20 protein-coding genes are annotated in these 24,934 nt (G+C 74.8%); 11 read left to right on the top strand and 9 right to left on the bottom strand.

Translation table 11 applies throughout. The features are described 5' to 3' along the window. Nucleotide 1: 1 nt before the first annotated feature. Nucleotides 2–544 carry a GIY-YIG nuclease family protein gene (locus tag ACIP4O_RS02975; protein ID WP_401570773.1) on the top strand — a complete coding sequence of 181 codons (543 nt, stop codon included), beginning with the start codon at nucleotides 2–4 and terminating at the stop codon, nucleotides 542–544. A gap of 205 nt (nucleotides 545–749) precedes the next feature. Beyond that, nucleotides 750–3,218, top strand: coding sequence for a cation-translocating P-type ATPase (locus tag ACIP4O_RS02970; RefSeq protein ID WP_401570770.1), 2,469 nt, complete (start codon nucleotides 750–752; stop codon nucleotides 3,216–3,218). Nucleotides 3,219–3,309: 91 nt separating this feature from the next. On the opposite strand, the gene ACIP4O_RS02965 is transcribed toward ACIP4O_RS02970, so the two are convergent. The 4 genes from ACIP4O_RS02965 to ACIP4O_RS02950 all read right to left on the bottom strand — a co-directional run bounded on the left by ACIP4O_RS02965 (nucleotide 3,310) and on the right by ACIP4O_RS02950 (nucleotide 9,325). Then, complete coding sequence (locus tag ACIP4O_RS02965; protein WP_401573785.1) at nucleotides 3,310–4,137, bottom strand: hypothetical protein; 828 nt, start codon at nucleotides 4,135–4,137, stop codon at nucleotides 3,310–3,312. Nucleotides 4,138–4,368: 231 nt separating this feature from the next. After that, nucleotides 4,369–5,043 carry a class I SAM-dependent methyltransferase gene (locus tag ACIP4O_RS02960; protein ID WP_361319763.1) on the bottom strand — a complete coding sequence of 225 codons (675 nt, stop codon included), beginning with the start codon at nucleotides 5,041–5,043 and terminating at the stop codon, nucleotides 4,369–4,371. 127 nt (nucleotides 5,044–5,170) lie between these two features. Further along, entirely contained in the window at nucleotides 5,171–8,326 is a 3,156-nt protein-coding gene (locus ACIP4O_RS02955; RefSeq protein ID WP_401570768.1) for a sacsin N-terminal ATP-binding-like domain-containing protein, read from the bottom strand. Nucleotides 8,327–8,467: 141 nt separating this feature from the next. Further along, nucleotides 8,468–9,325: a DUF3027 domain-containing protein gene (locus tag ACIP4O_RS02950; RefSeq protein WP_401570765.1), complete on the bottom strand. Its 858-nt coding sequence runs from the start codon at nucleotides 9,323–9,325 to the stop codon at nucleotides 8,468–8,470. Between the two features lie 403 nt (nucleotides 9,326–9,728). Between ACIP4O_RS02950 and ACIP4O_RS02945 the strand changes: the two genes are divergently transcribed. From ACIP4O_RS02945 to ACIP4O_RS02930, 4 genes are all read left to right on the top strand, one after another. Then, nucleotides 9,729–11,192 carry an MFS transporter gene (locus ACIP4O_RS02945; RefSeq protein ID WP_401570762.1) on the top strand — a complete coding sequence of 488 codons (1,464 nt, stop codon included), beginning with the start codon at nucleotides 9,729–9,731 and terminating at the stop codon, nucleotides 11,190–11,192. 224 nt (nucleotides 11,193–11,416) lie between these two features. Continuing rightward, nucleotides 11,417–11,899 (top strand): DUF2771 domain-containing protein, encoded by a 483-nt coding sequence (locus ACIP4O_RS02940; protein ID WP_361319751.1) that lies wholly within the window; start codon nucleotides 11,417–11,419, stop codon nucleotides 11,897–11,899. Between the two features lie 34 nt (nucleotides 11,900–11,933). After that, complete coding sequence (locus ACIP4O_RS02935; RefSeq protein ID WP_401570758.1) at nucleotides 11,934–12,791, top strand: futalosine hydrolase; 858 nt, start codon at nucleotides 11,934–11,936, stop codon at nucleotides 12,789–12,791. Between the two features lie 84 nt (nucleotides 12,792–12,875). After that, nucleotides 12,876–13,784 (top strand): 1,4-dihydroxy-6-naphthoate synthase, encoded by a 909-nt coding sequence (locus ACIP4O_RS02930; RefSeq protein ID WP_401570756.1) that lies wholly within the window; start codon nucleotides 12,876–12,878, stop codon nucleotides 13,782–13,784. Between the two features lie 208 nt (nucleotides 13,785–13,992). Here the strand turns inward: ACIP4O_RS02930 and ACIP4O_RS02925 are convergent, their stop codons facing one another. Then, on the bottom strand, nucleotides 13,993–14,376 hold the full coding sequence (locus tag ACIP4O_RS02925) for a cold-shock protein (RefSeq protein ID WP_009066836.1): 384 nt from the start codon (nucleotides 14,374–14,376) through the stop codon (nucleotides 13,993–13,995). A gap of 431 nt (nucleotides 14,377–14,807) precedes the next feature. On the opposite strand from ACIP4O_RS02925, the gene ACIP4O_RS02920 reads away from it, so the two are divergent. Further along, on the top strand, nucleotides 14,808–15,050 hold the full coding sequence (locus ACIP4O_RS02920) for a hypothetical protein (protein WP_401570754.1): 243 nt from the start codon (nucleotides 14,808–14,810) through the stop codon (nucleotides 15,048–15,050). Nucleotides 15,051–15,328: 278 nt separating this feature from the next. Here ACIP4O_RS02920 and ACIP4O_RS02915 read toward each other — a convergent pair whose 3' ends face one another. Next, a complete protein-coding gene (locus tag ACIP4O_RS02915) occupies nucleotides 15,329–16,066 on the bottom strand; it encodes an HAD family hydrolase (protein WP_401570751.1) in 738 nt (245 codons plus the stop codon). A 252-nt stretch (nucleotides 16,067–16,318) separates the two neighbouring features. Here ACIP4O_RS02915 and ACIP4O_RS02910 point away from each other — a divergent pair, with 252 nt between their 5' ends. Beyond that, nucleotides 16,319–16,762, top strand: coding sequence for a GNAT family N-acetyltransferase (locus ACIP4O_RS02910; RefSeq protein WP_401570748.1), 444 nt, complete (start codon nucleotides 16,319–16,321; stop codon nucleotides 16,760–16,762). Nucleotides 16,763–16,833: 71 nt separating this feature from the next. Here ACIP4O_RS02910 and ACIP4O_RS02905 read toward each other — a convergent pair whose 3' ends face one another. Then, on the bottom strand, nucleotides 16,834–17,892 hold the full coding sequence (locus ACIP4O_RS02905; RefSeq protein ID WP_401570745.1) for an HAAS signaling domain-containing protein: 1,059 nt from the start codon (nucleotides 17,890–17,892) through the stop codon (nucleotides 16,834–16,836). 416 nt (nucleotides 17,893–18,308) lie between these two features. On the opposite strand from ACIP4O_RS02905, the gene ACIP4O_RS02900 reads away from it, so the two are divergent. Beyond that, nucleotides 18,309–20,819, top strand: coding sequence for a helicase-associated domain-containing protein (locus tag ACIP4O_RS02900; RefSeq protein WP_401570742.1), 2,511 nt, complete (start codon nucleotides 18,309–18,311; stop codon nucleotides 20,817–20,819). Nucleotides 20,820–20,956: 137 nt separating this feature from the next. Here ACIP4O_RS02900 and ACIP4O_RS02895 read toward each other — a convergent pair whose 3' ends face one another. Beyond that, a complete protein-coding gene (locus ACIP4O_RS02895) occupies nucleotides 20,957–21,670 on the bottom strand; it encodes a VanZ family protein (RefSeq protein WP_401570739.1) in 714 nt (237 codons plus the stop codon). Nucleotides 21,671–21,989: 319 nt separating this feature from the next. Between ACIP4O_RS02895 and ACIP4O_RS02890 the strand changes: the two genes are divergently transcribed. Both ACIP4O_RS02890 and ACIP4O_RS02885 read left to right on the top strand, forming a co-directional pair. Continuing rightward, entirely contained in the window at nucleotides 21,990–22,634 is a 645-nt protein-coding gene (locus ACIP4O_RS02890) for a pyridoxamine 5'-phosphate oxidase family protein (protein WP_401570736.1), read from the top strand. Nucleotides 22,635–22,877: 243 nt separating this feature from the next. Further along, entirely contained in the window at nucleotides 22,878–24,518 is a 1,641-nt protein-coding gene (locus ACIP4O_RS02885; protein WP_401570733.1) for a DNA repair helicase XPB, read from the top strand. Nucleotides 24,519–24,646: 128 nt separating this feature from the next. Here ACIP4O_RS02885 and ACIP4O_RS02880 read toward each other — a convergent pair whose 3' ends face one another. Continuing rightward, nucleotides 24,647–24,898 (bottom strand): hypothetical protein, encoded by a 252-nt coding sequence (locus ACIP4O_RS02880; RefSeq protein ID WP_401570730.1) that lies wholly within the window; start codon nucleotides 24,896–24,898, stop codon nucleotides 24,647–24,649. Nucleotides 24,899–24,934: the final 36 nt, after the last annotated feature.

Genomic DNA, 24,934 nt, shown 5'->3' with positions numbered 1-24,934 from the left:
CATGCCCCGCGCCCTCACCCACCCCGACCGCTTGTGGACCACCGCGGGCATCCTGGCCCGGCCGAGCGTGGTGCCGGCGGCCCCCGGTCTCTACGGCTGGCACTTCAGCCGGGCCCCGCACCCGGATCTTCCCGCCGGACGGCTCCTGTATGTGGGGATCGCCCCACGTGCCGCGCCCGTCGCGGGGCGGACGCCGCAGAACCTCCGCAAGCGGCTGCGTACGCACGTCCGGGGCAACGCCTCCTCCTCCACCCTGCGCCGGTCGCTCGGCGTCCTGCTCGGGATCGAGCTGCGGTGCACCGCGAGCGGCCGCCTCGTCTTCGGGCCGGAGGGCGAAGCGGAGCTGAACCGGTGGATGGCGGAGCACGCGCGGGTGTGCTGGTGGGAGCACGAGAGCCCGTGGACGGCGGAAGGGGCCCTGATCGAGCGGCTCGATCTCCCGCTCAACCTCGCGGGCAACGCATCGCACCCCTTTCTCCCGCGCCTCACCGCGCTCCGCGCACGAGCCGCCGCGAAGGCACGCTCCCGGCCACCACTCGGCTGAGGCCGCCCGGTGCGCCCACCGCCGTACGCCCGTACGTGCCCGCGTTGCCGGGACGATCCCACCCCCCGTGCCCCCTCAAGTCCTACTGCGAAAGAATGACCTTCGCCCCTGCCGCCTCCCCCCACAGGTCGAATTCTTGCGCGGTACGCAGTTTTTTACCCGCCTCGACAGGTGGCGGGCTTGATCAGCGCATACGGTCGGTTCCATGACGGATGGGGTGAAGGCCGACGAAGCGCCTGGGGACGGGGCAGGGGCTGGTGACGGGGCCGCCGCCGGGCTGAGTGCCGCGGAGGTCGCGGAGCGGGTGGAGCGGGGGGAGGTCAATGACGTCCCCGTGCGCAGTTCGCGGTCGCTCACGGAGATCGTGCGGGCGAACGTCTTCACGCGCTTCAACGCGATCATCGGGGTGCTGTGGCTGGTCATGCTCGCCGTGGCGCCCTTTCAGGACAGCCTCTTCGGGTACGTGATCGTCGCCAACACCGCGATCGGCGTCCTCCAGGAGTGGCGTGCCAAGCGGACGCTGGACTCGCTCGCCGTGATCAGCGAGGCGAAGCCGACCGTGCGCAGGGACGGGCGGGCGGCGGAGGTCTCGTCGAGCGAGCTGGTGCTCGGCGATCTCATCGAGATCGGTCCCGGGGACAAGATCCCGGTGGACGGCGAGGTCGCGGAGGCCGAGAGCCTGGAGATCGACGAGTCGCTGCTCACGGGGGAGGCGGACCCGGTCGTCAAGCGGCCGGGCGACCCGGTCATGTCGGGCAGCTTCGTCGTCGCGGGCGGGGGCGCCTTCACCGCGACGAAGGTGGGGCGCGAGGCGTACGCGGCGCGGCTCGCGGAGGAGGCTTCGCGGTTCACGCTCGTCAGCTCCGAGCTGCGTACCGGGATCTCGACGATCCTGAAGTACATCACCTGGATGATGGTGCCGACCGCGCTCGGCCTCGTCATCAGTCAGCTCGTCGTCAAGGAGAACAACTTCAAGGACGCCGTGGCCCGTACGGTCGGCGGCATCGTGCCGATGGTCCCCGAGGGCCTCGTGCTCCTCACCTCCGTCGCCTTCGCGATCGGGGTGATCCGCCTCGGGCGGCGGCAGTGCCTGGTGCAGGAGCTGCCGGCGATCGAGGGACTCGCGCGCGTCGACACGGTGTGCCTCGACAAGACGGGGACGCTCACCGAGGGCGGCATGGACGTCTCCCGGCTCACGCCGCTCGGCCCGTACGACGAGGAGCGGGCCGCGACCGTGCTCGGCGCCCTCGGCGCCAGCGACCCGCGGCCCAACGCGAGCCTGAAGGCCGTCATCGACGCCTACCCCGACACGAGCGGCTGGCGGGTCGAGCGGGCGCAGCCGTTCTCCTCGGCGCGCAAGTACTCGGGCGCCGCCTTCGCCGGGCAGGGCGGCTGGCTCCTCGGCGCCCCCGACGTGCTGCTGCCCGCCGGGCACGCGGCGCTCGCGGAGACGGAGGAGCTGAACCGGCAGGGCCTGCGGGTGCTGCTCCTCGCGAAGGCGCGCGAGGGCGCGGCGCTCGACGCGCCCGACGCGGCCGGGGGCGCCGATCCCGCCGCGCTCGTCGTCCTCGAACAGCGGCTGCGCCCGGACGCTGCGCGGACACTGAGGTACTTCGAGGAGCAGCACGTCGCGGCGAAGGTCATCTCGGGGGACAACGCGGTCGCGGTCGGCGCGGTCGCGGCGAAGCTCGGGCTGCCGGGGGCGGACAGCGCGGTGGACGCGCGCGAGCTGCCGAAGGACCCGGCGGAGCTGGCCTCGGCGATCGAGGAGCACACCGTCTTCGGGCGGGTGACGCCGCAGCAGAAACGCGAGATGGTCGCCGCGCTCCAGTCGCGCGGCCACACGGTCGCGATGACGGGCGACGGCGTCAACGACGTCCTCGCGCTCAAGGACGCGGAGATCGGCGTCTCGATGGGCTCGGGTTCGGAGGCGACGCGCGCGGTCGCGCAGATCGTGCTGCTCGACAACAGCTTCGCGACGCTCCCCTCCGTCGTCGCCGAGGGCCGCCGTGTCATCGGCAACATCACGCGGGTCGCGACGCTCTTCCTCATCAAGACGGTCTACTCGGTGCTGCTCGCGGTCCTCGTGGTCTGCTCGCAAGTCGAGTACCCGTTCCTGCCCCGGCACCTGACGCTGCTCTCGACGCTCACGATCGGTGTCCCGGCCTTCTTCCTGGCCCTCGCGCCGAACAAGGAGCGCGCCCGCCCGCACTTCGTGCGGCGCGTCATGCGGTACGCGATCCCCTGCGGCGTCGTCGCGGGCGCGGCGACGTTCGTCGCGTACCTCATCGCCCGCGCGCACTACTCGGGGCACGGGGCGCTCGACGCGGAGACGAGCGTGGCGACGCTGACGCTCTTCCTCATCTCGCTGTGGGTCCTCGCGATCGTCGCCCGTCCGTACACGTGGTGGCGGGTGCTGCTCGTCGCGGTGATGGGCTTCGGCTTCCTGCTCGTCCTCACGGTGCCGTGGTTGCAGGACTTCTTCGCGCTCAAGCTCGTCGGGACGACGATGCCGTGGACGGGCGTGCTGATCGCGGTGATCGCCTCGGTGGTCCTGGAGTTCGTGTGGCGCTGGGCGGGGCGCCGCTTCCCGAGCGAGCCGGCCGCGCAGACCCCGGCGCGGGCGCGGAGGCTGGCGCGGAGGGGCGGGGCGACGCGGGCCGACGAGAAGTAGCCGGTACGGGCGGGGAGGGCCGATACGGGGGAGGGCCCCGTACGCCGGTACGGGGCCCTCTGAACGCGGTGCGGCACTCACCTCACGTCGGTTACTTCACGTCGACGTAGTCCGCCGTCGAGGAGACGGCGGGGGTCGTGGACGTTCCCGCGAAAGAGTAGCGGAAGTAGCCGTCCGCCGTGGCCTTCGTGGTCGTCCTCAGGTTGCCCTTGCTGTCCGTCTTGACGGTCTTGAGGGTCGTGTAGGTGCTCGACCCCTTCTTCTTGAACTGGAGCTTCACGGACTGCTTGGTGTAGCCCGCGTACTTGTCGGTGTCCCAGTTGGCGCGGGTCAGGGCGCCCGTGACGGTGACGGTCTTGCCCTTCTTCACCGGCTCGGGGGAGGCGTTGACGGTGAGCTTGGAGGCGCGCTGGAGCGTGGCGGTCGCGGCCTTCTGCTGCTCGACGGTGCTGATCTTCGCGTCGTCGGCCTTGTCGGGGTTCTGGCCGTTCCAGGCGATGCCGCCGAGGAAGACCTTCCAGGAGGTGCCCGCGTCCGCGTTGGAGAGCTTCGAGGCGGGGACGGTGATCTTCGTCGTGCAGGAGAGCGAGGTCGTGGTGGGCTCGGCGCAGCTGATGCCGCCGCTGAAGAAGCTCCTGGCGGCGTGGTCGACGTCGGTGCCCCGGTAGAGACCGACGACCATGTCGACGCTGCCGTCGAAGACGTCGACCTTCTTGCCGTGCTTGGCGGTGAAGGTGACCTTCACGGTGGTCTTGGCCTTGCCCGTGGACACGACGACGGGCTTGCCGCCGTTCACGGTCGCCTTGCCGAAGCTGAGGTCGAGCGCCGGGGGCTTCGTCGCGGCCTGGGCGGCGGGTGCCGCGAGGGCGCCGAGAGCGAGGGAGCCCGCGAGCGCGGCGACAGCCGCGGTGGCACGAATACGCATGTGTTCCCCAAGGGGAGAAGGTGCCCGCGCCGCGCCGGGTCCGGGCCGCTCGCGTACGGGACGCGGCGCGCCGGACGCACGGGGGCGCGGGGCACATGTGATCGAGGAGCCTCATGGCTCGTACGAGGAGACCGCGCCACCCGTGCGGAAGTTGCACCGCTCGGCGGACTTTCCGATCACATTGTCTCCACAGGAAGGTCACATGACCTTGTGGTCACCCGCCGTTCAGCTCGCGTGCCGGCGGACCTTCAGCGCGTTGTCCCTGCGGTGGTGGGCCTCGCCGTCCGGGGCGTGCTGCACGCGGTCGTGCTCGGCGGCGGTCTGGACGTCCCACTCGCCCTCGGGGAGCCGCAGGCTCTCCAGGACCTCCTGCGGCGAGGGCAGGTGGAGGGCGAGGTGCGGGTCGCCCTCCTCGTACGACTCCCAGGGCGCGAGCCCCGCGTGCCCGACCACGAGGAGGGTGCCGCCGGGGGCGACGGCCTCGGCGGCGCGGCGCAGGATCGCCTCGCGCGGGAAGGAGGCGTCGGGCGAGTGCAGGAACGACGCGGTGACGAGGTCGTACGTGCCCTCGGGGAAGCTCGCGCCGAGGACGTGCTGCTCGAAGCGCGTGCGCGCGGCGACGCCCGCTTCGGCGGCGTGCGCGCGGGCGCGGACGAGGGCGGTCTCGGCGATGTCGGTGCCCGTGACGGTCCAGCCGCGCCGCGCGAGCCACACGGCATCGGCGCCCTCGCCGCAGCCGAGGTCGAGGGCGCGGCCCGGGGTCAGCTCGGAGACCTCGCGGACGAGCGCCGCGTTGGGCTCGCCGCTCCAGATGCGGTCGCTCTCCGCGTACCGCCCCTCCCAGAAGGCGCGCCCGTCGCCGAAGTCCTCGCCGACCGGGTGCTGGGGGTGCCCGCTCATGCCCGTACCTGCCTCTCTCGCACAGACCCGTTCGACCACGGGGGTGAGCTGCCAGGGTGCGGGCGCGGGCGGGCGCGCGCCAAACGGCGTTGCCGTTCCGGCAACAGGGTGCGCGCCCGCCGCGTGCTCAGTCGAACCAGCGGTCCCGCGCCAGCTCCGCCGTCCGCGAGTCGTCCTCTAGGAGGGCCGCGACCTCGAAGCGCCGCGGCCACTGGCCCGCCGCCCACGCGAGCCCCGCGGCGACGCCCTCGACGGTCGCGGCGTGCACGGTGCCGTCCGGCGTGTGCCGCCAGTCGACCTCGATGCCCCCGGCGGTCAGCTCCTCGTACTCGGTGTACGTGGCGGGTGTGCGCGGGCCGAGGAGGGTGCGGACGGCGGCGGGCACGTCGTGCACCGTGCCCTCGCCCTCGACGCCCGCGGGGACGGCCTCGCTGAGCCTGCCGACCTGGAGGAGTTCGGCGAGCGCCGCCGCGAGCCGCGGCCGCACGGGCAGCAGCGGGCGGTCCCCGGCGAGCGGCAGCAGGTCGGGGGCGTCGGCCACGAACGCCTCGGTGGCGTCCACGACGTACGGGGCCCCGCCGGGCCCGGCGGGGACGGCGCGCAGGTCCTCGGGGAGCGTGACCTCCTCGGGGTCGAGCGTCGCGAGCGCCGAGTAGAGGCCGTGGAGCTGGGCCGCGGTGACCTCGCGGGCGGGGTCGGCGAGGCGGTCCAGGAGTTCGGCGGCGCCGCCCGGCTCGTCGAGGAGCGCCCTGGTGCTCGTCCGGACGCCGAGGGCGCGCAGGACCTCGGCGTCCTCGAAGCCGCTCGCGTCGGCCTCCTCGTAGAGCCCGGCGAGGAGCGGGTCGCCGCCCGCGGCGAGGAGCCCGGCGGGGCGGCGCCCGCCGAGAACGGGGTGGCCGCGCAGCCACCAGGCGGTGTAGGAGCGGACGGATTCGGTCGTGCCGTCGGGGAGCAGGACGCGGACGGGGGCGGTGAGGGCCTCGCGGAAGGGCGGCCGGGCGAGGAGGGCGAGGGCCTCGGGCCAGCGGTCCTCGGCGACGAGGTCGAGGTCGCGGACTGCGAGGAGTTCGGTCGCGACGGGCGGCACGGGCGTGTCGGGGAAGCGGTCGAGGACGTCCTCGCACCACACGTCGACGGCGTCGAGCAGCCCCGCGTCGTCCGGCTCGGGCCAGTCGCCCTCGCGGGGTTCCAGCTCATCGGGGTCGAGGACGGTGTCGTGGGCGCGGACGAGCGCGAAGGAGCCGAGCACCCCGCAGGCGGCGAGGGGCTTCTCGCCCCAGCGCGCGGCGAGACCCGCGTCGACGGCGGCGAGGGCGTCCTCGCGCATCACGGAGGCGAAGGCGCCGCCGGGGAGGACGAGTTCGCAGGCGGGGGCGAGTTCGCCGTCCTCGTCGGGGAGCGCGAGCGCGCCGAGCCAGGGCTCGTCACCGGCTTCGATGCGTGCGTCGCGGACGAGTCCGAGGACGAGTTCGGCCAGTTCCTCGGGGTCCGGCAGCCCCTCGGTCTCCAGGCCGCCGTCCCAGGGCTCCTCGTCGAGCGAGGCGGCGACGGCGGCGCGGACCTGCGGCGTCGTGAGGACGGCGCGCGGGGTCGCGGGGAGCGCGCCGAGCTTTTCGAGGAGCGGGTGGGCGGCCTCGGGGTGGGCGACCTTGAGGCCGAGCCGGGCGAGGGCCTCGGCCGCGGGGCCGCCGTCCGGGAGCGGCAGGAGGATGTGGCGGGGGCCGAGCGCGGTACGGCCCGAGGCGAGCGGCACGGGGAGGCCGGTGAGGCGGTCGGGGTCGACGCCCGCGAGCGACTCGTACAGGCGGTACCACCAGCCGGGGGCGCGCTCCAGGCCCGCGAGGCGGTCGACGGCCTCGGTGAGGGGGACCCGCGCGATGTCCAGCGTGCGCAGCGCGGGGTGGCTCTCCAGACCGGCCGGGAGCAGGCTCGGCAGGACCTCGGCGAGTACGTCGACGGTCTCGCGACCCGCGCCCTGGACGACCTCGGCCTCGACGGGCCGCAGCGCGGTGAAGCTGCCGGGCTCCTCGCCCTCGTGCGGCACGGCGGGCGCGAGGAAGGCGGTACGGGGCAGCAGCGCGAGGATCGCCGCACGCACGGCCCCGTCCAGCTCACCGCGCCCGAGCGGCCCCGGCACGAGGTCGAGAAGGGCCGGGGTGACGGGCCGCCAGTGGGCGAGGAGTTCCGCGTACGCCTCGGCGGCGCGCGCGACGAGGAAGTCGGTGAGCGGCCCCGGCGCGACGTGGCGGCGGCTCGTGTCGAGCGGGAGCGTCGCGATGAGCAGCGCGGGCACCCCGAGCGGTTCCTCGCTGGGCGTCGGGGCGTGCACGACGGGCACGGTGCGGGGCGCCTCGGGCGCGCCCTCGGCGTCGACGGGGACCGCCCAGGTCACGGCCCACCAGGGGCGCAGGCGTTCCTCGACGGGGCGGCCCGCGAGGAGCGCGGTGTCGAGGGCGCCGCCGTGGCTGACGGTGCGCCAGCGGCGTACGACGCCGTCGTCCTCGATGACGGTGTACGGGTCCTCGACGCGGCGGCGCAGGACGCGGGTGCCCTCGGGGGTCTCGACGACGATCTCGGCGAGCCCGGGCAGGGAGAGCAGGAGCGCGTCGTCGATGCCCGCGAGGAGGCGCTCGACGAGGTCCTCGGCGACGGTGTCGCGCAGCGGGAGGACGACGACGGTGTCGTAGCCCTCGGGCGCGGAGCCCTCGGCGGCGAAGGGGAGGCGCAGCAGCGGTACGTGGCCCTCGCGGCGCCGTACCTCCTCGTCGAGCGCGGGCACGCCGAGCGCGGCGACGGCCTCGCGGGCCTCGGTGAGCGACCAGCGCACCCCGCCGGTGCGGCCGAGCACGGCGGGCTCGTCGCTCACCGCGAGGACCGCGGCGAAGCCGACGCCGAAGCGGCCGACCGTGCCCGTGCCGTCCTCGCGCTTCGCGGAGGCGCGCAGGGTCGCGAGCGAGGCGACGCCGCTCGCGTCGAGGGGGGCGCCGGAGTTCGCGACGGCGAGGACGGGTGGATTGTCCCCGCTGCGGTCGCGCAGCGCGATCCGGAGCCGGCCCGGCACTCCGGCGCGGGCGGCGGCGTCGGCGGCGTTCTGCGCCAGCTCGACGACGACGCGGTCGCGGTAGCCGCCGAGCGCCAGGTCCTCCTCGGCGTTGGCGTCCTCGCGCAGGCGCGCGGGGGACGCGGACCAGGTGGCGAGGACGGCGTCGCGGAGGCGGGCAGTGCCGAAGACGTCGTCCGCGGTGGTGTGGGGGCGGGGGGATTCCTCGGCTTCTCGGGTCACAGGGCTCACTCCTTGGCGATGCGTGTGCCCATGAAAGTAGCCGGGAATCAGGGTGGTCCCGGACCGCGTGATCGACCTGCGCCCCGGCGGGGCTTTTGTCCTCTCACGCCGGACGGGCCGGGAGGCGCCCCGGGCCGGGTGTCACTCCAGCGGTTCCGCCACCTCGTCCAGGCGCAGCGGGGGCGCGTCCGGGGTCTTCGGCATGATCGCCGCCTCCGAGTGGCCTCCGCAGCCGTAGGAGAGGGAGACGACGTGGCCGTCGGCCGGGCCGAACTCGTTGGCGCACAGGCCGAAGGACTGGCGCAGGGAGCCGGCGAGCGGGACCAGGAAGGCGCACGTGTGGCAGGGGGCGGGGGCCGCCTGGGCCATCTGGGTGCCCGGCCCGTACTGCTCCTCCCAGCGCTCGGCGGCCGTCTCCAGGCCGTAGCGGGAGAGGACCCGGGGGCGGCCGAGGCCCAGCTCGCGGCCCACCTCGGCGATCTCGCCGCGCGAGGGCGCCACGGGCAGGTCGGCGGGCGGGCCGTCGGTGACCTGGGCGTCCTCGGCGTCGGCGCGCTCGGCCAGCTCGGGGCTGAGCGCGGAGTCCGGCGGCGGGGTGTCGTCGTCGCCGTCGTACAGGCCCGGCTCCAGGCGCGGGTCCTCGGCCTCGGTGGGCAGGAGGTCGCCCGGGCCCATGTCCCCCGGACGCAGGCGCTCGCTCCACGGCAGCCACTCGGGCGCGAGGACCGACTCGGGCCCCGGCAGGAGCACCGTCTCATCGAGCGTGACGACCTTGGCGCGCGAGGCACGGGCCACCGTGACGGCCCAGCGCCAGCCCCGGTAGCCGATGTCCTCGCAGGCGAAGTAGTGGGTGACGACCCGCTCGCCCTCGGCGACGGCGCCGACGTACGCGCCGACGACACCCGGCGCGGCGGTCTCCGCCGCCGCGGCGCGCGCCAGGTCGACCGCCTCGACACACAGGCGGTCAGGGATGCGGCTTCGCGTTGTCGCTGCGCTCACAGGTATCGCTTCTCTCCTACGCCGTCTCACGAGTGCGCCCGCTCCGGCGGGGCCCGGACACGGTCGGGGGTGCGGACGGAGCGGACCAGGGGACCGCGTCGACGTCCGTACCCGGTCGGTTCGGGTCCCGGGTGCGCCTCCACCATCCATTCTGAAGGATCGCGAAAGGGCGCGCGGCCAGGAGTAACCGCCGTGGGCGCGCTGTGCACGCTACCCTCTCCACGCCCCGGGGCCCACACGGACGTCCCCCACTCCCCCGTTCGCGCCCCCCGCACCACCCCGGACCACGACCCCGCCGGGCCGCCGCCGGACGGGTCCCGCGGACCGCTCCGCGTTCGCTCGTACGTCCCCATTCCCGCACAGCAGGCGCACTAGGCGGCGCACTTCGGGGCAGGATGACGACGTGAGCGCATCCACGTCCTCGGGCGAGCAGCGTACGGAGCGCGGGGGGCCCCGGCTCCGGCGGACGCGTGCCGCCGGACGGGTCGCCGCGGCGCCCTTCGCCTCGACGGGCCGCCTGGTGCGGCGCGTGACGCACGCGCACGGCGCGGGCGAGTCGGGGCTCGGCAAGCTCATCGAACTGCACGGTGTCAACGGCGCGGGCGACGTGATGATCACGGTCTCGCTCGCCTCGACGGTGTTCTTCGCGGTGCCGACGGACGAGGCGCGCGGGCGCGTCGCGCTCTACCTGGCGATCACGATGGCCCCCTTCACGGTGCTCGCCCCGGTGATCGGCCCACTCCTGGACCGGCTGCCGCACGGGCGGCGCGCCGCGATGGCCACCTCGATGCTCGCGCGCGCCGTCCTCGCGCTCGTCCTGTCGCACGCGGTGGTGAGCGGAAGCCTGGAGCTGTACCCGGCGGCGCTCGGGGTCCTGGTCGCGTCGAAGGCGTACGGGGTGGTGCGCAGCGCGGTCGTGCCCCGTCTGCTGCCACCACGGTTCTCGCTGGTCAAGGCGAATTCGCGCGTCACGCTCGGCGGGCTGCTCGCGACGGGCGCGGCGGCCCCCGTGGGCGCCGGGCTGCAACTGCTCGGGCCGCGGTGGCCGCTGTACGGGGCGTGCGCGCTGTTCGTGCTCGGCGCGTTCCTCTCGTTCCGGCTGCCGCCGAAGGTGGACTCGGCGAAGGGGGAGCGCAGGGCGCGGCTGGTGCCGGAGGAGCCGCTGGGGCCGACGCCTGGCGAGCCCATCCGGCTGGAGAAGGGCGAGGGCCCCGGGGAGGCGCGGTACGAGGCCGCGCGGGGTGCCGCGGGGAGCGGGGCCGGGCGGGTGAAGGGGCTGCGGGCCGTCGGTTCGACGGTGCTCCTCGCGCTCGGTGCGAACGCCGCGCTGCGCGGACTCTCGGGCTTCCTGATCTTCTTCCTCGCCTTCCTCCTGCGCGATCAGCCGCTCGGCGGACGGAGCGCGGCGGTCTCGCTGGGGATGGTCGGGGTCGCCGCCGGGGCGGGGAACGCGCTGGGCACGGCGGTGGGGGCGTGGCTGCGCACCCGTACGCCCGAGCTGATCATCGTGACGGTCGTGGGCGGGGTGCTCGGGGTCGCGATCACGGCGGCGTGCCTGTTCGGCCAGTTCTCGGTGGCGCTGCTCACGGCGTGCGCGGGCTTCGCGCAGGCGCTCGCGAAGCTCTCGCTGGACGCGCTCATCCAGCGCGAGGTGCCCGAGCAGGTCCGTACCTCCGCGTTCGCGCGCTCGGAGACGATGCTGCAAATGGCGTGGGTGCTCGGCGGCGCGATCGGCATCGCGCTGCCGCTGAACGGCGTACTGGGCCTCGCGGTCGCCGCGGCGATCGTCGCCACGGGCTGGCTGGGCACGCTGCGCGGCCTGCTGCGCTCGGGCAGGAGCAGGCACGGGGGCGTGCGGGTCGTGTGAACCCCGAGCCTGTGCGGCGCTTGTGGGCGGGCCGTGGGCGCGCCGCCCGGCAGGCGGGTGATCTGTACGGGTTCGGTACGAGGCGTACGGCGGCGCTCGTGCGAAGGGCCCGCCCCACCCCGTACCGCCAGGCCTTTCGCGGTCCTCTGACGGCGCGTCGGCGCGTACGGCACGCCGCACCCCCGCGCAGGTGCGCACGGCGGGAGCCATATAGCCTGCCCCCCATGACCTCCCCGCGTTTCCCGGCCAACCGCCGTCGCGCCGTGGCCGCCATCGGCGCCGTGTCCGCCGGTCTCCTCGCCCTGTCGGCCTGCGACAAGCCGACTCCGCTGGCCACCGTGACGATCGGTACGACCTCGGTGAACTCGGAGGCCACCTGCTACGACGACGGGCACGCCCTCGACACGGCGGCGCTCCAGAAGTGCCTCAAGGACACGAGCGACGCCAAGACGGTGAAGGTGGACCCGGACGCGACGGTCCGCTTCGGCGTCGACCCGTCCGTGGCCGACAAGGGCTGGACGTTCCTGCTGAACGGTCAGCAGATCACCGAGACCAGCAAGAAGACCTACACGACCATCCCGGGCAACGTGTTCTTCAACGAGCAGTACGGCGGCCAGTCCTCGACCGGCACCGTCACGGTCGTCGAGGGCGACGGCAAGAAGGCGTACGGCCTGTGGACGTTCAAGGTGAAGAAGAAGGACGACTGAGCCGCGTGACGACGAAGGACGACTGAGCCACCTCATGCGCGTACTCATCGCCACCGCGGTCCCCGCCGAACGGGACGCGGTGGCGCGCGCGTTCCCGGGCCGGCCGGTGCCCCACGCCCTGCCGGGCGGCCTCGAACTGCTCGCCGTGCCCGATCCGCTGCCGCACGATCACCTCTTCTTCGACCCGCTGCTCGCGGGCCCGCTGCCCGTCGCGCCACCGCTCCCCGAGCGCGGCGCCGAGGCACCGGGCGCGGCGCAGGCCGTGCACCTCCTCGCGACGGGCGCGGGTCCCGCGGCCGCCGCGGCGGGCACGGCGGCGGCGCTCGCGGTGGCGGCGCTCGACGACCACCCCTACGACCTCGTGCTCTCGGCGGGCATCGGCGGCGGTTTCGCGCCACTGGCACCGCTCGGGACGCTCGTGGTGGCCGAGGCGATGGTCGCCGCCGACCTCGGCGCGCAGACGGCGGAGGGCTTCGTCCCCGTCACGGACCTCGGCTTCGGGCGCGCCGTGCACGTACCGCCCGCGGCGCTGCTCCGCGACGTGACGCGCGCGCTGAGCCCGGACGAGACGGCGGACGCGGAGGACGCGCCCGAGCTGCCGCCCGTCGTGGTGGGCGAGGCGCTGACGGTCTCGACCGTGACCGGCACCGCGGAGCGCGCCGCCGAACTGCGGGGGCTGCGCCCGCGCGCGGCGAGCGAGGGCATGGAGGGCTTCGCGGTCGCCGAGGCGGCGTACGGCTACGGGATCCCGGCGCTCGAACTGCGCGCGATCTCGAACCCGGTCGGCCCGCGCGACCGCGAGGCGTGGCGCATCCCGGCCGCACTCGCGGTCCTGACCTCGGCCTTCACGGCGCTGGCGCCGGTGCTCCAGGAGGCACGGCGGTACGTGTGAGGGACGCCCGCCGCCTCGCGCGCCGCCCGGTGGGTGCACCATGAAGGGGTACGCGACGGGGGCGGATGATCAGGAGGCGGCGGGATGACGGTGACGGAGACGGGCACGGGCACGGACGGGACAGCGCCGGGCGGCGGGCTGCCGGAGACGCTGCGCATCGCGTTCTCGCCGTGCCCCAACGACACCTTCGTCTTCGACGCCTGGGCGCACGGCCGGGTGCCCGGCGCGGCGGCGCCCGAGGTGACGTTCGCGGACATCGACATCACGAACGGCATCGCGGAGCGCGGCGGGGACGCCTCGCCCGAGGTCCTGAAGGTCTCGTACGCGGTGCTGCCGTGGATTCTCGACGAGTACACGCTGCTGCCGTGCGGCGGTGCCCTCGGGCGCGGCTGCGGGCCGCTCGTGCTGACGCGCGAGGCGGGGCAGGACCTGGGCGGCGCGAAGGTCGCGGTGCCGAGCGAACGCTCGACGGCCTACCTGCTCTTCCGGCTCTGGGCGGCCGACACGGTCCCCGGCGGGGTCGGCGAGATCGTCGTCATGCCGTTCGACCAGATCATGCCGGCGGTGCGGGACGGCCGCGTCGACGCCGGGCTCGTGATCCACGAGGCGCGCTTCACGTACCAGAACTACGGGCTGCACAAGGCCGCCGACATGGGCGAGCACTGGGAGTCCACGACGGGCCTGCCGATCCCGCTCGGCGCGATCGTCGCGAAGCGCTCCCTCGGCACCGAGCGGCTGCGCGCGCTGGCCGACACGATCCGCACCTCGGTCCGCATGGCCTGGGCCGACCCGGAGGCGAGCAGGCCGTACGTGGCCGCGCACGCGCAGGAGATGGACCCGGCGGTGGCGGAACAGCACATCGGGCTCTACGTCAACGAGTTCACCGAGGACCTGGGCGAGGACGGGTACGGGGCGGTGCGCGGGCTGCTCGGGCGGGCGGCGGAGCAGGGGCTGGTGCCGGAGGTGGGGGCGGGGGCGCTGGACTTCGGGTGAGGGGAGGCGGTGAGGCGGGGCCGCTGGGGTGGTAGGGGCGGGGCCCGCTGACGTTGCAGGGGGCCGGGGGTGCGGCTGCGGGCGGGGGCGGGCTGCGGGCGGGGGCGCGCTGGCGGGGCGGGGCGCGGGGCTGTGGGGGCCCGCTGAGGCGGTACGCGTGCGGGGCGGTGCGCCGCCCCGGTTCCGTACCGCCTCTGCGGGGATCGGCTCAGACGTCGAGCTGGTCGGCGACCGCGCGGAGGAGGTTGGCCGTCTTGGCGCCGCTCGCGCGGTCGGGGTAGCGGCCCCGTTCGAGCTGCTGCGCGACGCCTTCCAGGAGGGTCGTCAGGTCCTGGACGATCGAGGCCAGCTCGTCGGGTTTGCGGCGCTGGGCCGCGGCGACCGAGGGCGTCGGGTCGAGGACCGTTACCGTGAGGGCTTGGTCGCCCCGCTGGCCCGCCACGACCCCGAACTCGACGCGCTGGCCCGGCTTGAGCGTCTCCACGTCCTGTGGCAACGCCGAGGAATGGACGAAGACGTCACCGCCGTCGTCGCGGGAGAGGAAGCCGAAGCCCTTCTCGCTGTTGAACCACTTGACCTTGCCGGTAGGCACCTGCTCGTCCTCGTCCTCGCTCGTCCACGACGGCCCACCACAGCGGGAGCCGCCCCTGTCTCCGCCTCTGCCCGCCGCCGGCGGACCCGCGCCCCCCGGACCGGAACCGGCGGGAGCCTCGGGTGGCGCGCGGGGCGGGCCCCGGGCACCACGAACGCCCCGCCGACACGTCCCGAGGACCCGTCAGCGGCCTTGCGGGCCCTGGAGAGCACAGCAGCGGGTCATCGGGACCCGCCGCCCTCCAGGCTAGGCGGTGTCCGCCGATTCCGTGCGGTCCGCGAGGCACTGCGCACGGCAGGCCCCGCCCTCGCGGAGGTACCGCGCACGGCAGTGCCCCCGCCCCCGCGAAGCCGCCGGACGCCCCCTCAGGGCGAGGGCGCCTGGCGAGACGTCCCGGGTTCTTCCACGGGCCTTGGAACTACCCTGGTGCGGTGCCTGACAAAACCCCTGCCCAGGAGCCCGGCCCCGGCGACCGCCTGGTCGTCGCCGGCGGAATCGTCTTCGCCATCGGCGCCGTCGCGACCCTCGTCACCCTCGCGCCCCTCTTCCTGAACACCGACCCCTTCCCGACGATCGCGTACGCGGTGTGCATGTTGATGGGGGTGGGGCTGCTGCTCGCGGGGGCGGGAGTGGTGCGGGGGATTCTGGCGGGGAGGAGGGCGGCGGGGGTGTAGGGGGGTGGGGGACAGGGGGGGGACAGGGCGGGGGTGCGCACTCGCACCGGCATCGGCACCCGCACCCGCCAGCGGACAGCGGACAGCGGACAGCCCCCGCCCTCCCAGGGGGCGGCCCCAATACCATTCTTCCAAAGCCACCCCCACCCCCCGCCCCCTCCCGCCACATCTGTGGACAACTCGCTGAAACCCGCACAACGCCTCACTCCCCCGAGTGAGTCACGTTCACGCGAAACGCGAGTTATCCACAGACGCCAGGGCGACCATCACACCGCAGCTCACCCCGCGCCACCCGCACTTCGCGTACCGCCCGCGCCCGTCCCGCTCACGTACTCCCCCAGCCACCCCGCGAACGCGTCGAGCGTCCCGAGGACCACATCCGCCCCCGCGCCCCGCAGTTCCTCCTCGTCGCACGGCCCCGTCGCCACCGCGACCGCCACCGCGTCCGCCGTACGGGCCCCGCGCACGTCCCCGATGTGGTCGCCCACGTACACCGAAGCGCCCTGCGCGCGCAGCGCCGTCCCCTTCGCCTCCGCCCACAGCCCGCCGATCAGCAGGTCCGGCTCAAGGCCGAGGTGGCTGAGGTGCAGCGCGGCGTGCGCGCGGTTCTTCGCGGTCACGACGAGTACGCGCCCGCCCGCCGCCCGTACCGCCGCGAACGCCTCCCGCGCGCCCGGCATCGCCGTCGTGTCGGCGATCGCGTGCTCGGGGTAGAGCGCGCGGTAGCGGTCGCTCATGGCGACGACCCGCTCCGGCGGGAACCAGTTCGCCATCTCGTGCTCCAGCGGCGGCCCGAGCCGGCTCGTCACGAGGTCCACGTCGATGTCCGCGCCCGTCTCCGCCGCGAGCGCCCGGTAGACCGCCCCGATCCCCCGCCGCGAATCGACGAGCGTCATGTCGAGGTCGAACCCGACGACGGGACCGCCGTCGGTGGTCTCGGAGAGCGGTACGGCGGAGACGTCGGCGGCGAAGTCCTGGCCGGTCGCGGGGTCACTGGGAGCTATGTCGTGGGGCATGGTCCCAGTCTCTCAGGCGGTCCGGGGAGGCCGCCTGTCCAGCGCCTGCCCCGGCCCCCACCTCCGACTCCGCCCGAGCCGCAGGCAGCGACGCCGAGGCAAGCGGTCCCGAGAAGGACCCGCACTGACCCGTACGACCGCGGCGAAGGACCGGACGCGCTGACGGACTCCGGCAAGTGTGCTGCGGCCGACAGGTTTTGAGGAGGGGGCGTGAGGAGGGGACTGACGACGGCGGCATGATCTGATGTTCCGATGAGCAGCCCTCTCGGTCTTCGTATCGTCCGCCCGCACGGTGACGACGCCCTCGGTGACTGGCGGTACGTCCACAACGCGGTCATCCCTGTCCAGCCCCTGAGCCTCGCGGAGGTACGGGAGCGGGCCGGGCGCAATCACCTCGACCTCGCCCACGCCGGAGGCGTTCTCGTCGGCTCCACAACCGTGCGCCCGCCGAAGGACGGGGTCGCCACGGTCATCGCGCGGGTCCTGCCGGCCCACCGCCGACGCGGCTACGGCGAGGAGTTGTACGCGCACGCGCTGCGCCGGGCCGACGCGCTCGGCGCCACGACGATCGAGACGTGCGTCCTCGCGTCGAACGAGGACGGGCTGCGGTTCGCGCGGGCCCACGGCTTCACCGAGATCGAGCGGTACGTACTGCCGGGCAGCACGGTTCCGTGGGTGGACCTGCGGCGGGAGTGACGGTGACGGCGGTACGACGGCGCGGCTGCCGCCATGGAGCGGCCGCACGTCCGCGGCCGGCACGAGGGTCCTCAGTCCTTCGCCGTGCGTTGCGAGCGCCAGACGAGGAAGAGTGCCGAGGAGATCGCGGCGATACGCACCACCGCCGGCCAGGTGTCGGCGATCGCCGCGTTCCACTCGCCCCGCGCCAGCGGCTCCCCCCAGCGGCCCTCGCCGCGCCCCCACAGCCAGACCGCCCCCGCGGCCAGCGAGAGCGCGGGGATGCCGATCACGGCGACCTTCGACTCGTTCGTGCTGAGCCGGCGCGAGGCCCAGGCCAGGAGCCAGCCGGCCGCGAGCGGCAGCCAGGAGCCGAGCACCGCACCGACGACGAGCGCGGCTGCCGCGAGGAGCAGCAGCGGGTTGCTGAACGTGCCGGGCCTCGGCACCCGCAGGCGTCGCCGGCCCTTCCCGGCGGGCTCCTCCACGACCACCGTCTCGGGCGCCGCCGCCTTCTCCTCCGCGTCCCTCGGGCGCTGGGTGGGGACCCGGGGCCGCAGCCCGAGCATCTCGGGTGACTCGATCCCGCCGACGAACCCGGCGACCTGGTCGCCGCCGCCGAAGAAGCCGTGCGGCTCCGGGCCGCCCGCCCCGGTGCGCCACCACTCGGCGCCGCTCCCGGCGCCTCCCGCCGCACGACTCCCGGCCGACCCGCCGTCGTCGTAGTCCTCCAGGCCGCCGGTCCGCGCCGTACGGGGACGCGGCACGCCGGGCGCCGCCGGGTCCGGGCCGGGGGCCGAGTCGGCGCTCCTCAAGGACGGGGTGTCCTTGGAGAAGCCCCGGAAACGGGCCGGTCGGGCCGTCCGGTCCGGGTCGTCGGCGGACCCGTCGAAGCCCGGCGCGGCCCCGGCCCCTGTCGCGCCCGGACCCGCGCCCGCCACGACGTCCTCCGGGCTGCCGAGCCGCGAGAGGATACGGCGCACGGCGGCGGGCGAGTCCGGGGTCGTGGGCTTGGCCCTGCTGCGGTCGATCTCCCCGCGCAGTCCCGCCACGAGCCGCATCCGCTCCCCGGCCGACAGCTGCTGTCGCTGCGCCAGGTCCCCGACCCGGCTCAGGTAGTCGAAGACGAGCTGATCAGTCTCGATCCCCACCGCTGCCCCTCCACGACGTCCGACAGCCCTCGCGCACCCTGCTGCGACGACGGTACCGAACTCCGCCCGGCCGATGGGGACATCAGGCCCGGATCACCCCCTCGCACGGGGATACGGGGACGCCTCCGGCGACGGGTGACGGACGCGTGAAGCGTGACGCGTCGGCGGGGGTGCGCGACGCGTCGGCGGGGGCGCGTGCCGCGTGGCCGGGAGCGCGTGCCGCGTCGGCCGGGGAGGGTTCTCCGTACGGTTTGGGTCTGCCCCCACGGGCGCGAGGCGCGTGGAACGCCCCCTCGGGCTGGGCGCGGAAATGCCCCGTACCGGAGCCGTTCCGGCCCCCGTCGCGAGGTGGGCCCGCGACACCCGAGCCGTCTCGCACCCGCCCGCCGCCCCTCGCACCCGCTACCGTGGGCGGGATGAGCAGCCCTGCACCAACCGAGGACGGACCGGCCACGCGGCCGGGACCGCGTTCGCTCGCCGAAGCCCTGCGGGTACGTGACGACGCCTCGCTCGTCGCGCTGCTGCGCGCGCGGCCCGATCTGCTCAACCCGGTCCCGGTCGACCTGACACAGCTCGCCACCCGTGCGGCGACCCGTGCCTCCGTACTGCGCGCGCTGGAACGGCTCGACCGTTTCGCCCTCCAGACCGCCGAGGCCCTCGCCGTCGCCCCAGACCCCGCCCCCTACGATCTGCTCGAAGGGCTCCTGACGGGTGACGAGGGCGATTCCGCCACCACGGAGGCCCTGCCGCGGACCCTGGGCCTGCTGCGCGAGCGCGCCCTCGTCTGGGGTCCGGACGAGCGGCTGCGCCTCGTCCGCACCGCGCGGGAACTCCTCGCGCCGAGCGCGGCCCACCCCTCGCCCACGGGCCTCGGCCCGAGCCTCGCCGAGGCCACCGCCGGCATGTCCCCGGGGCGGCTCCAGGTCATCCTGACCGAGGCCGGACTGGGCTCGACGCACGACTCGGTGACCGCCGTCCAGGCCCTCACCGCGCTCTTCACCGACCCCGCGCGGCTCGGCGCGCTCCTCGACGAGGCTCCCGCCGACGCCGTCGAGGTACTCGGCCGGCTCGTGTGGGGGCCGCCGTACGGGCAGGTCACCGCGCACCCGCCGACGCACCTGCGCTGGCTCCTGGACCGCGGACTGCTCGTGCCGACCGCGCCGGGGACCGTCGTCCTGCCGCGCGAGGTCGCCCTGCACCTGCGCGGCGGGCGCGCCCACCGCGCCGTCGAGCCCGAGCCGCCGGCCATCGCCGTCCGTGCCACGCGCGAGGAACGCGAAGCCGACGCGGCGGCCGCCGGGCAGGCGTACACCGCGCTCCAGACCCTTGAGGACCTGCTCAAGGAGTGGGGCTCGCCGCGCCAGTCGTGGTCGCGGACGAAGGACCTCGGCCCGGCCGTGCTCCGCGCGGGCGGTCTGAGCCAGCGCGACCTCAAGCGCACCGCCGGGTACCTGGAGGCCTCCGAGGACATCGCCGCCTTCTGGCTCGAACTCGCCTACGCGGCCGGGCTCGTCGCCGCCGACGGCGAGGCCGACGAGCACTACGCGCCCACCCCGTACTTCGACGAGTGGCTCGATCTGCCGCCCGCCCGCCGCTGGGCCGTCCTCGCCACCGCGTGGCTCGACGCGACCCGCACGTCGGGGCTCGTCGGCGGCAGCGACAGCAAGGATCGCACGCTCTCCGCGCTCGGCCCGCACCTCGACCGCACCGCCGCGCCCGAGGTGCGCCACCGGGTCCTCGCGCTGCTCGCGGAACTCGGCCCCGGCGGCGTGCCCGAGCCGGACTCGCTGCTCGCCCGGCTGCGCTGGGAACGCCCGCTGCGCGGCGCCGCGCACGAGAACGACCTGCGGACCCGTATCGCGGGCTGGACACTCACCGAGGCCGAACTCCTCGGCGTCACCGGGCGCGGCGCGCTCACCCGGCAGGGGCGCGCGCTCCTCGCCGGGCAGGACACGGCGCTCGTCGACATGCTCGCCGAACTGCTGCCCCCGCCGCTGGACCACGTACTGCTCCAGGCCGACCTGACGGCCGTCGCCCCGGGCCCGCTCCAGCGGCCCCTCGCCGAACGCCTCGCGCTCCTCGCCGACATCGAGTCCAAAGGCGGTGCGACCGTCTACCGCTTCACGCCGGGCTCCGTCCGCCGTTCCCTCGACGCCGGCTACTCCGCCGAGGCGATCCACGAGTTCCTCGCCACCCACTCCCTCACCCCCGTCCCGCAGCCGCTGGCCTACCTCGTCGACGACGTCGCCCGCCGCCACGGGCATCTCCGGGTCGGCGCCGCCTCCTCGTACGTACGGTGCGAAGAGGCCACCGTGCTCGACGAGATCCTCGCCGACCGGCGCTCGGAGACCCTGCGGCTGCGACGGCTCGCGCCGACCGTCGCCGCCTCGCCCTCGGAACCGGCCGTGCTCCTCGACGGATTGCGCGGCCTCGGCTTCGCCCCGGCCGCCGAAGGCCCGGGCGGCGACGTCCTCGTACGCCCCAGCGCGCAGCACCGCACCCCGCCGCGCCGCGCACCGGAACCGGTCGGCGAGGGCGGTGCCCGCCCCCGGCAGACGCTGCTCGCGGCGGCGGTACGGGCCATCCGGGCCGGTGACACGGCGGTGACCACCCCGCCACCCACGCCCCCGGCCGGGCTCGTCACCCCGTCCGAGCCGCCCCGCAGCGCCGCCTCCGAAACCCTCGTCACCCTCCAGAACGCGGTCCTCACGGGCGAGTCCGTCTGGATCGGCTACATCGACGCGGAGGGGGCGGCCGATCGCCGGCTCATCGCCCCGGTCCGCGTCGAGGGCGGCTTCGTCACCGCCTACGACCACACCGCCGAGGAACTGCGCACCTACCCCCTGCACCGCGTCACCGGCGTCGCCGAGATCCCCACGCCCGCGGAGGGCGAACCGACCCCTGCCTCGGGGCAGGGCGGGAGCTGACGGCGGGCGGGGACATCCGCCCCCGGACCGCTCGGGCCGCGCCGCGGCAGCCGTCCGGTCCGGTGTGCGCTGTCCGCGCGGATCTCCCGGTCGCGGCTCGCTCGCCTTGCGGGGGTCCCTCGTCCCTCGTGGTCCGCTCAGGCCGTCGGGCCGGAGAGGCCCGTCTTCGGCTCCGAGGTCGGCTCGGTGCCGCGGCGGCCGGGGAGGACGCGGGCCGTCGACGCGCGCAGGCGGGCGAGCCGACCGGAGGCGGCGGGGGCCGTCGCGGGCTTCGTCAGGGGCTGTGGCCCCGTCGCGGTCACCGGTCGCGGGCCGGTCTCCTGCCGCGGATCGGTCTCCGGTCGGGGGGCGGCCGGCTTCCGGAAGCGGCGGACGCGGGACGGGCGGGGGTCCGTGCGGCGTCGCAGCGAGCGGGACAGGCGACGGCCGAGGAAGGCGTACCCGAGCAGCGCCCCCGCCGTGTTCAGGATGACGTCGTCCACGTCGAAGGCCCGGCCCTCGACCACCGCTCCCTGCGCGAGCTCGACCAGCGACATGACCAGGACGGTCACGACGAACACCCGCAGCAGGCGCATCCTGCGGGGTACGAGGAGCGGCAGCAGGACCCCGAAGGGGGCTCCGAGCAGCAGGTTCCCGCCGACCTGCTTGCACGCCGCGAGGAACGTGTACTCCTCCGCGTACTGCCGCAGCGAGTGCCCCGGGCGCAGGTTCGAGCCCGCGAGGCCGTCCGAGGCGGGCGAGGGGGTGAGCGTCAGCTTCGCGAGCACCGCCGAGAACGCCACGAGCAGCAGGAACGCCACCACCATCGTCAGCCCCAGCAACAACGCCCTGCCCCACGACCTGCGCACCACCACTGTGCCGTCCCCCGCGGCACCGTCCACAGCCGCGGCGGCCGGCTTCGCCGGGGGCGATACGGGGGCCGGACGCGACCGCCCCGGCCACGCCCACGCCTCCCGCCACCACCCGTGCCGTGCCGCCGCCCCGGACCCCGCGTCCGGCCTCGCCCGCTCGTCCCGCCCAGCCCTCGTCATACCGGCCGCTTACCCCAACGCCTCCCCCACACACGGTGGTTGCCGCCGTGCGCCGGGTCCCTACTCCGTCCCCGGACCGAGGCGGCGCTCCGCCCTGTGACCGATGTGCGAGAAGGGACGGGGATGCTGGGATGAGACGGTGAACGGACACCAGGACACGCCCGGAACGCCCCCCGCGGTCGAGACCGCCGACGCCCTCCCGCAGCAGGGCACGAAGGCGGGCCCGAAGGCCTGCCCCTCCCAGCCGGAGGCACCGGAGCCAGCCGCGCTGGAGCCGACCGCACCGGAGCCGGCCGGACCGGGGCCTGCCGCACTGGAACCCGGCGCACCACCACCCGGCGCCGACCCGCACGCTTCGGCGGGAGCGGGCCGTTCGGCGGTACCGCCCATCTGCCCGGTACCGGACGCGGAGGCCGCGACCAGGCTCGCCCGTGAACGCAATGTGTGGCTGTGCACCGTGCGCCCGGACGGCACCGCGCACGTGACCCCCGTGTGGTTCGTGCACCTCCACCACCGCTGGTGGATCGGAAGCGACGAGCGAGCGGTCAAGGTGCGCAATGTACGGAGAGCGCACAGGGTTTCCCTCGCCCTGGAGGACGGCGACCACCCGCTTGTCGCCGAGGGCACGGCACGCGTGCTGGCGACACCATTCCCGCCGGAGGTCGTCGCGGCTTTCCACGAGAAGTACGACTGGGATGTCACGGAGCTGCGCCCCCGCGCGGGCGCGCGCGTCCTCCTGGAGGTGCGCACGCTGCGCTGGCTCCTCGCCGGCACCGCCCAGTGAGCACGCCGCGTGATCCCGCCCACCTCCGTGCCCCGAGGCCCGGCAGGCGGGAAGCGCACGGAGGTAGACTTCCTTGTTTCGCGCGCAGACGCGGCCACGGCTGGGACAGGGCCCCGAGAGGGTCCCGCGACCGGCCCGCGGCGGCGCCGTGCGCGGTGCGGCACTCGTCGCGCGCCGGACGCCCGGCCGAGTCATCGGACGATCCCCGCCCACGGAGGGACGATCCCGCCCACGGAGGTATGCGTGTCCTGCCTGATCGTGCAGAGCGACAAGACTCTGCTGCTCGAAGTCGACCATGAGCGCGCGGACGCGTGCCGCCGGGCCATCGCCCCCTTCGCCGAACTCGAACGCGCCCCGGAACACATCCACACCTACCGGATCACCCCCCTCGGCCTGTGGAACGCCCGCGCCGCCGGTCACGACGCCGAGCAGGTCGTGGACGCGCTCGTCGAGTACTCCCGCTACCCCGTCCCCCACGCGCTCCTCGTGGACATCGCCGAGACGATGGCCCGCTACGGGCGGCTGAGTCTCCACAAGCACCCCACCCACGGCCTGGTGCTGAGCACCACCGACCGTCCGGTGCTCGAAGAGATCCTGCGCTCCAAGCGCGTCCAGCCGCTGGTGGGGCAGCGCATCGACGCGGACACCGTCGCCGTGCACCCCTCCGAGCGCGGGCAGATCAAGCAGACCCTGCTGAAGCTCGGCTGGCCGGCCGAGGACCTCGCCGGCTACGTCGACGGGGAGGCGCACGCCATCGACCTCGCGCAGGACGGCTGGTCCCTGCGCCCGTACCAGAAGCAGGCCGTGGACAACTTCTGGCACGGCGGCTCCGGCGTCGTCGTCCTGCCCTGCGGGGCCGGAAAGACGCTCGTCGGGGCGGGCGCGATGGCCGAGGCGAAGGCCACGACGCTGATCCTCGTCACGAACACCGTCTCCGCCCGGCAGTGGAAGCACGAGCTGGTCAAGCGCACCTCGCTCACCGAGGACGAGATCGGCGAGTACAGCGGGACGAAGAAGGAAATCCGGCCCGTCACCATCGCCACGTACCAAGTACTGACGACGAAGCGGAAGGGGGTCTACCCGCACCTGGAGCTGTTCGACTCGCGCGACTGGGGCCTCATCGTCTACGACGAGGTGCACCTGCTGCCCGCGCCGGTCTTCAAGTTCACCGCCGACCTCCAGGCACGGCGGAGGCTCGGGCTCACGGCCACGCTGGTGCGTGAGGACGGCCGCGAGTCCGACGTCTTCTCGCTCATCGGGCCCAAGCGGTTCGACGCGCCGTGGAAGGAGATCGAGGCGCAGGGCTACATCGCCCCGGCGGACTGCGTCGAGGTACGGGTCAATCTCACCGAGTCGGAACGGCTCGCCTACGCGACGGCCGAGGCCGAGGAGAAGTACCGCTTCTGTGCCACGACGCCGAGCAAGCAGCGCGTGACGCGGGAGCTGGTGAAGCAGCACCAGGGGGAACAGACCCTGGTGATCGGCCAGTACATCGACCAGCTGGACGAGCTGGGCGCCGAGCTGGACGCGCCCGTGATCAAGGGCGAGACGAGCAACGCGCAGCGCGAGAAGCTGTTCAACGCCTTCCGCGAGGGCGAGATCTCCGTACTCGTCGTCTCCAAGGTCGCCAACTTCTCCATCGACCTGCCCGAGGCGACGGTGGCCATCCAGGTCTCCGGCACCTTCGGCTCCCGGCAGGAGGAGGCGCAGCGGCTCGGCCGGGTGCTGCGCCCGAAGGCCGACGGGCACGAGGCGCGCTTCTACTCGGTCGTCGCCCGCGACACGATCGACCAGGACTTCGCGGCGCACCGGCAGCGCTTCCTCGCCGAACAGGGCTACGCGTACCGCATCGTGGACGCGGACGAGCTGTCCAAGGAGAGCTGAGCCCGCGCGCGAGGGGCCGGGCGGCGCCCAGGCGACCGCCCGGCCGCGACGCTCCGACGACGGGGCATCCGCAGGCGTCTCGCTCCCGCCGCCGGCCAGGCGGCGGAGCAGCGCCCGTACCGTCCCCCTCATGTGCGGTGGTCCTCGGGCGCGCTCTCCGCGAGGTGCCGCAGGCGTGGCGCGACGCCGGCCCGCTCGTCGTACATACCGAGCAGCGCGACCTCGCAGGCGGCCGTGGCGAAGGCGCGCAGCGCACGCAGCGAACCGCCGAGACCACGCCGCCCGGCGGCCACGGCGGGCGCGGCGAGGCGCGAGGGCGAGAGGGAAGAGGTGAGGGACGAAGCGGACAGGGACGGTGTGGTGTAGCTCACGCTGCTCATGTCCCCCAGCGTGCCCGCGCCACCGCCCCGAGCGGA

It is taken from the genome of Streptomyces sp. NPDC088923 (assembly GCF_044749745.1).
GTDB lineage: Bacteria > Actinomycetota > Actinomycetes > Streptomycetales > Streptomycetaceae > Streptomyces.
The sequence above is the reverse complement of the archived record's forward strand: the minus strand, read 5'-3'. Positions and strand labels throughout refer to the sequence as shown.